The sequence below is a fragment of the Waterburya sp. genome (genome assembly GCF_058530065.1).
Window position 1 is genome coordinate 1 of record NZ_JBZNBU010000077.1, and the last position, 4,383, is coordinate 4,383.

Consider the following 4,383-nt stretch of genomic DNA (forward strand, 5'->3'; position numbering starts at 1 on the left):
GCAGAGGGCAGAAGGCAGAGGGCAGAAGGCAGAGGGCAGAAGGCAGAGGGCAGAAGGCAGAGGGCAGAAGGCAGAGGGCAGAAGGCAGAGGGCAGAAGGCAGAGGGCAGAAGGAAGATAATAGTTGGAAGCAAGTAAGATTATTGTAACTAATCAAACGGACTTGATATAACATCGAACAAAAGATGATAAATAATAAATGCTCGATGAAATAGCGATCTCTAAGTTAATAATTATCGTCAAATCTTAAACCCCGTCTACTTTTTTTGGGATTTAAGAATATTGTTAATTTGTTCTGGTAATTCTAGAGGACGAAAAGGTTTGGTAATTACCCCCGCTAAATCTAATGTAGCTAATTCGGGAGCGATCGCCGATTGAGTTTTGGCAGTCATTAAAATTACGGGAATAGTTGCGGTTTGGCGATTGGCTTTAAACTGCTTAAGGGTTTCTTTGCCATCCCATTCGGGCATCATTAAATCTAATAAGATGATTTCTGGCTGCATGGTTATTGCTAATTCTAAGCCTTCTTTCCCACTACTAGCAGCGATCGCATTCCAATCTGATGCCATTTCTAATCCCATTTGGGCGATGTCTTTAACATCGTCCTCGTCGTCAATAATTAAAATAGTTTTGCTCACGGTCGGTCTGTGTGGTTAAATTCAATTAGACTAATCTAAACTGGAATCGGGAAGAACTAGAGAAACATAGCAAAAAACGATCGCCTTGCCCAACAGACAACAAGCGATCGCCCCTATAAAGTTAGTACCATGTAGCAGTTAGCTTATTTTTCGTTTCTGGGTACTTTGGTTTGCAGACATCTGACCAAGACTTTTATCTCTTCCAAAAAGGCATCCAAGTCAAAATCCAAACCATTAAGATATGCACTTATCCCAACGCTATGTTTGGCATAGTTGACTGCTTCTTGAATCTCTTCATCAGTCGCCCCATAGACTTTAGCTAGGGCAATATGAAAAGGTGCGCAGAATTGACATTTGGTTTCTGCGTGGATCGCAATCCCCATCAGCTGTCTATATTTCAAAGGAATCACGGGATCTTTTGCGGGATAGGGTGCTGGAATCAGAGGTGCAAATTCAAAGTGTCTAAATAGTTCCCATTCAAAGTTGAGCGTGCTGTCAGGAAAACTAAAGCCTTGGTCTTGAAATAAACCAGGTATGTTGCCACAGAGGGCATCTTCGATTCTTTGCTCTACTTCTCTACGGGAACAGGGTGCGCCACAAGCAGGAACTGGTTTGGGTAGTGGTGTAGTTGTCATAATGTTTTATTCCTAACGTTTTCTGTTTTCAAATTAAAAGGCGTTCGGGAATAAATAGAGAATAAAAAAAATTTTCAAAGTTGTTATTTTTAAGAGATATTTATTGAATTTAAAATATCTTCATAAATTATCAACCGAGGGCAAATCGATATAAAAAGTACTGCCTTTACCCAACTCGCTTTCTACCCAAATCTTGCCGTTATGTCTCTCAACAATATGACGACAGATCGCTAGACCCAAACCCGTTCCTCCTTTGCTGCGAGAGTCGGAAGCGTCTACTTGTTGGAAACGTTCAAAGATGAATTCTAATTTATCTGGGGGAATACCTCTACCCGTATCCCGAACGGAAATTAAACAGCTATTTTCTATTACCGCAGCCTGCAATTCCACCATCCCCCCTGGTTGGGTAAATTTAATAGCGTTGCTTAGTAGATTAGTTAAAGTCTGCAACATGCGATCGCCATCTAAATTTAAAACTACATCGCACGATTCTAATACTAGTTGTACCTCGGCTATAGCTGCCATTGCCTGCATGGTTTCGGTAGCCTGAACTAGCAAGGGTCTGAGGTTGCACTCAACAGGTTCGATCGCGATTTTGCCCGACTTCATGCGTTCGAGATCGAGGATATCATTCACCAAACGGATCAATCGTTCGCTGTTGCGAATCGCTACCTGAAGAATTTGTTTACCGCGATCGCTTAACTGTCCCAACCTACCAGAATTTAAGAGGTCTAATGCGCCAATGGTAGATGTCATCGGGGTGCGTAATTCGTGACTGACTAAGGAAATAAATTCATTTTCGAGGCGTTTGCGTTCGGTAATATCATTGAGTATTTGTAAAATACATCGGTTGCCGTTCAGTTCGATCGACTCCATTGAAAGCAATACTGTTGTAACTCGACCCGATTTGGTAGCGAATTCTAATTCTAGGTTGCGAACAAATTCCTGAGTCTCAATTTTTTTTAACGCCTGTTGATAGGTTGCTAAAGCAGACTCCGAATAAATCTGTTCGATCTTTTGGTTAATCACTTCTGCTGCATCATAACCACTCATTTGCAGGAAACTGTTGTTAACTTCCAACACTTGTCCATCTTTGTATGTTGCGATCGCAATCGGGTTAGGACAAGCACGGAAGGCTTTGGCAAACTTATCTTCGGCTGCGGTTTTTTCGGCTATTTCTTGCTGTAGCTGAATGTTTTGGGTTTCGAGTTTAATTTGTAAATTGCGGATAGTTAAATGGGTATCGAGTCTGGCAAGAACTTCCTCTACTTGAAATGGCTTGGTGATGTAGTCTACTCCCCCCACAGCAAACGCTTTCACCTTATCAAACACATCCCCCAAAGCACTAATAAAAATTATCGGAATATCTTTAGTGCGATCGTCTGTTTTTAGTTGCTGACATACCTCATAACCGTTCATCTCTGGCATTTTTACATCCAGCAAAATTATGTCTGGCGGTACCGCCTTTGCCCCCCTAATTGCGGTAGAACCTTTAGTCACGCTGCGTACCTTGTAACCCTTATTCGTAAGCATCTGAGACAACAAAGTCAAGTTTTCGGGAGTGTCGTCAATAGCTAATATATCGGCTTTGGGCGGATGGTGGCGTTCTTTAAACACGGTCGTTACCCAACTCGTCTATCTCAAATATACTGCAACTCAAGTTACCTACCTCCCGTAATATCGATAAAAGAACCAGTGGTATATGAAGCTTCATCAGATAGTAACCACAAAATTGCTGTTGCCACCTCAATTGCTCGACCACCTCTTTTCAGAGGAATAAATTGTTTTACTCTTTCAATCCGATTTGGTTCGCCTCCACTGGCATGAATTTCGGTGTCAATAAAACCAGGACGTACCGCATTAACTCTAATTTTCTCTTCGGCAACTTCCTTTGCTAGTCCAATAGTTAGCGTATCGATCGCCCCTTTGGAAGCAGCATAGTCTACATATTCTCCAGGTGAACCGAGGCGGGCAGCACCCGATGATACATTTACGATTGCTCCTCCTAGACCCCCATATTTGGTAGACATTCGTTTAACTGCTTCTCTGGCACAGAGAAAACTGCCAATAATATTGGTGGCAAAGACGCGATGTAATCGATCTGCACCCATATCCTCAACCCGCATTTGTTGCTCTAGAATCCCTGCATTGTTCACCAGTGCAGTTGCTGTTCCGAGTTGTTCTTCTACCCGATCGAATAGAGAAATTACATCAGCTTCGTCAGCCACATCAGCAGCAACAGCGATCGCTTTGCCTCCTAGTTGTTGAATCTGGTCAACGACTTTTTGGGCAGCTTTTTGATTGTGGAGATAATTGACACCAATAGCATAACCCCGTTTGGCAGCAAGAAGTGCAGTAGCAGCACCAATGCCACGACTAGCACCCGTGACGATCGCGACTTTTTTCATAATTGTTCTAAACTCTGGTTAAAGACTACTAATCATTCTTGATGGCTTGACTGGGGTAAGACATTTCTAAAACGATCGCATCTCCATCGGCAACAAAATAGCCGTGAACTTCTCCTGGAGGACGACTGGCATAGTATCCTGGTTCTAACCACACATCGAACGCTTTATCGTATAACTTCCCTGCAACGACAAATATTTCTTCGGGATAATCGTGGCTTTTTGCCCCAAATTCTTCAGTAGAATAACCACTTTTAAATTTAGTCAATCGAGTATAGTCCCCCGTTACGGGATCTTCAGCAATAGTTAGTTGAGTGATATTTCCCTGTGAACCTTCAACTACTTCCCAAGCTGCATCTTGTTCTGGAGAAAGAGGATTCCAATAAGTTCTGGTAGATTTCATATGAAGCTTAGTAATTTGATTCAATTTTCTATTGTGATATGAGAATGAGAAGAAATAGGGATTTTTATCGCAGAAGCTTTATCAATGAACAATGGACAATGGACAACGGTTAAATATTAAATCTTATTTAAACCGCGTCCAAATAGAAAACTGGAGTTTGAAGTAGTAGGTCATCAAGCTTGATTTGAGGAATGAAATAGTTGAGAATTAACTGGTTGCTGATAATGTCCTAATAGATGCCGAAGAAGAAATACATCGTTTCCCTAACTCCTGAAGAAAGACAAGAGCTTGAGCAATTAACCA

5 protein-coding genes are annotated in these 4,383 nt (G+C 41.8%); all 5 read right to left on the reverse strand.

Annotation, left to right across the window (positions count from 1 at the left end; translation table 11 throughout):
• Positions 1–256 precede the first annotated feature (256 nt).
• Positions 257–637: a response regulator gene (locus tag AC33VI_RS05115; protein WP_491781187.1), complete on the reverse strand. Its 381-nt coding sequence runs from the start codon at positions 635–637 to the stop codon at positions 257–259.
• Between the two features lie 143 nt (positions 638–780).
• Positions 781–1,272, reverse strand: a complete 492-nt coding sequence (locus tag AC33VI_RS05120; RefSeq protein WP_491781188.1) for a carboxymuconolactone decarboxylase family protein — start codon at positions 1,270–1,272, stop codon at positions 781–783.
• 120 nt (positions 1,273–1,392) lie between these two features.
• Positions 1,393–2,889, reverse strand: coding sequence for a hybrid sensor histidine kinase/response regulator (locus tag AC33VI_RS05125; protein ID WP_491781189.1), 1,497 nt, complete (start codon positions 2,887–2,889; stop codon positions 1,393–1,395).
• Between the two features lie 44 nt (positions 2,890–2,933).
• Entirely contained in the window at positions 2,934–3,680 is a 747-nt protein-coding gene (locus AC33VI_RS05130; protein ID WP_491781190.1) for an SDR family oxidoreductase, read from the reverse strand.
• A gap of 28 nt (positions 3,681–3,708) precedes the next feature.
• Positions 3,709–4,080: a cupin domain-containing protein gene (locus AC33VI_RS05135; protein WP_491781191.1), complete on the reverse strand. Its 372-nt coding sequence runs from the start codon at positions 4,078–4,080 to the stop codon at positions 3,709–3,711.
• Positions 4,081–4,383: the final 303 nt, after the last annotated feature.

Excerpts from the sequence above, each read along its gene's own strand:
- AC33VI_RS05120 (WP_491781188.1), bottom strand. The coding sequence starts at position 1,272 with ATGACAACTACACCACTACCCAAACCAGTTCCTGCTTGTGGCGCACCC.
- AC33VI_RS05130 (WP_491781190.1), bottom strand. The coding sequence starts at position 3,680 with ATGAAAAAAGTCGCGATCGTCACGGGTGCTAGTCGTGGCATTGGTGCT.
- AC33VI_RS05135 (WP_491781191.1), bottom strand. The coding sequence starts at position 4,080 with ATGAAATCTACCAGAACTTATTGGAATCCTCTTTCTCCAGAACAAGAT.